The organism is Nitrospirota bacterium, assembly GCA_016207905.1.
Lineage (GTDB): Bacteria > Nitrospirota > Thermodesulfovibrionia > Thermodesulfovibrionales > JdFR-86 > JACQZC01.
Window position 1 is genome coordinate 1 of the sequence record JACQZC010000043.1, and the last position, 2,508, is coordinate 2,508.

Consider the following 2,508-nt stretch of genomic DNA (forward strand, 5'->3'; position numbering starts at 1 on the left):
AGGTATTTGATAATAGGGTTTTCTGCTATAAGATCCTTCTCGTCCCATTGAAAAGGCACATTGAATGTGTTTGAATAGGCAAGGAGACCAATGAGGGCTATGAGGAGAAGGTGGATGATAGGCTTGCTGATTAAAACAGAAATCCTGCTCATAGATTAATTTAACATTTTTGTATCACGGTTGAGAAGATTTCTATCGGCAATTTAGGCTATAGACAATATAACTACTTATAACTCCATAAATTAAAAAAATCGTAGAACCCTTTACCATTTTAATGTCATTATGATATTCTTTAAATTCACTCGAAGCCATATTTAATTGGGAGGAAGGTATAGAAAATGCTTATAATCGGTGAAAAGCTAAGCATAATAGCAAAGAGGGTCAGAGAGGCAATGCAGAGGAAAGAGAAGTCTCCTATTCAGGAGATAGCAAAGGCTCAGTGGCAGGCAGGTGCAGGCATGATAGATGCCAACATAGGTCCTGCCGAGGATGGCGGAGAGGAGCTAATGAAATGGATGGTAGAAACCATTCAAGAGGCGGTCCCTCTTCCTGTGTGTCTGGATACAACGAATTATAAGGCAATCGAGGCAGGTCTTCAGGTGCATAACAATGAGTGGGGAAGACCCCTTATCAATTCCACATCCAATGACCCCGAGAGATTTCCAATGCTTGAGCTTGCAGGAAAATACAATTCACGGATTATAGGTCTTACGGTTGGCAAAGGAGGGCTTCCTGCGGATGCAGAAGAAAGGGCAGGTATTGCCGCAGAGATTATGGGCAGGGCAATGGAGTATGGTGTTTCTTTAGAGGACATATATCTTGACCCCCTTGTGCTACAGGTAGCAACCTCGCAAGACCATGCACTCAAGGTTATAAAGGCAGTAAGGATGTTTCAGGAGCTAAATGACCCGCCTATGAAAACAGTGGTGGGCTTAAGCAATGTCTCAAACGGATGCCCAAAACATCTAAGGCCGATTCTGAATAAGTATTATCTTTCTCTTTTAATCTACGAGGGCTTGACCGCTGCAATAGCGGACCCACATGAGGTGATAGAGACAGTTAAAACCATAGATATCATAATGGGCAGGACACTTTATGCCCACTCATATCTTGAGATGTAAGGGAGGAGGCTATATAAATGGCTTTTACAGTTCCTAAGGAGACATATTCAGGAAAGGTCTATTCTGTGACAATAGGCACAGGTGACAGTCAAATAACGATTGGAGGAGACAATGTCCTTCCATTTAATGGTTTTGAGGGCTCGATACCAAATAGACCGGTAATTGCATACGAGATACAGGATGTTCCGCCTTCGGATTGGCCTCAGGCAGTAAGAAAGCCCTTTGAGGGTGTCTCTTCTGACCCTGTAAAATGGGCTAAATTCTGTCAGGATACACTTAAGGCAAAGGCAATAGCCCTAAGACTTACAGGCACACACCCTGACAGGGAAAACCGCTCCGGAGAGGAGGCGGCAAAGACTGTAAAGGATGTTTTGAATGTAGTTAACTTACCGCTCATAATACTTGGCAGTAACCATGCAGAGAAGGACTCTCAGGTTCTGGTTTCTTCTGCAGAGGCAGGTAAAGACAGAAACCTGCTAATCGGCAAAGCACAGGAGGCAAATTATAAGACCATAGTTGCTGCCGCAATGGCAAATAATCATAAGGTCATAGCCATGTCAGAGCTTGATATAAATCTCTCTAAACAGCTTAATATCCTCATCACACAGATGGGCTTCGATAAAGAAAGGCTTGTAACTGACCCAATGTCCTCTGCACTGGGCTATGGGCTTGAATATACATACTCGGTCATGGAAAGAATCAGACTTGCCGCACTTACACAAAACGATGCCGTAATGCAGCCGCCAATGCTTGCCGATGTCGGCATTTATGTCTGGAAGATAAAAGAGACACAGGCAGAGGAATCAGAGCAGACACTGTGGGGGGCACTCGATGAGAGAGCTATACTCTGGGAGGCTATGACTGCAACATCCTTCCTCATAGCAGGTGCAGAGCTTCTGATAATGAGACACCCTCGTGCTGTAAGTGCAGTCGAGAAATTCATAGATGAGATGTAAATATGAATAAAAAATGTCATAGCGAGAACTGGTGATTATGATATTGCGCCACCTAAAATATCTTGCCTTAATACTCCTATCTGTTTTTTTGCTTTCATCCATCCCTCTTGAGTTAAACCCAAAAAGCATTGCCATAAACCCCTCTACTGATATTTCAGTAATCCCAAACGAGATGTCTGATTCTGTCTCAATCATAGACATGAGCACACAGAAAGTCATCTCGACAATTCCTGTTGGCAAAGCTCCAAAAGGAGTCTCCATAGATAAAGCACTTAATTTGGCAGTCATCGGAAATAGCCATGACAACATAGTCTCCCTCATAGACATGAATACCTATCGGGTAATCGCAGTCATACCAGTTGGCAAATCACCTGAAGGCATTGCAATAGATTCACTTACACACAGGGCATTCGTTGCCAATCATAAAGACA

At 43.3% G+C, this 2,508-nt stretch carries 4 protein-coding genes; 3 read left to right on the forward strand and 1 reads right to left on the reverse strand.

Features of this window, described 5'->3' with window-relative positions:
* Positions 1 to 152 (reverse strand): hypothetical protein (locus HY805_05025; GenBank protein ID MBI4823577.1); only part of this gene is annotated, 152 nt, incomplete at its 3' end.
* Positions 153 to 338: 186 nt separating this feature from the next.
* Here HY805_05025 and HY805_05030 point away from each other — a divergent pair.
* The 3 genes from HY805_05030 to HY805_05040 form a co-directional block, all read left to right on the forward strand.
* The gene (locus tag HY805_05030) at positions 339 to 1,121 is read left to right on the forward strand and encodes a dihydropteroate synthase (protein ID MBI4823578.1); all 783 of its coding nucleotides are present in this window, start codon (positions 339 to 341) and stop codon (positions 1,119 to 1,121) included.
* Positions 1,122 to 1,138: 17 nt separating this feature from the next.
* Positions 1,139 to 2,077, forward strand: a complete 939-nt coding sequence (locus tag HY805_05035; protein MBI4823579.1) for an acetyl-CoA decarbonylase/synthase complex subunit delta — start codon at positions 1,139 to 1,141, stop codon at positions 2,075 to 2,077.
* Between the two features lie 37 nt (positions 2,078 to 2,114).
* A partial coding sequence (locus tag HY805_05040; GenBank protein MBI4823580.1) for a YncE family protein occupies positions 2,115 to 2,508 on the forward strand: 394 nt, incomplete at its 3' end.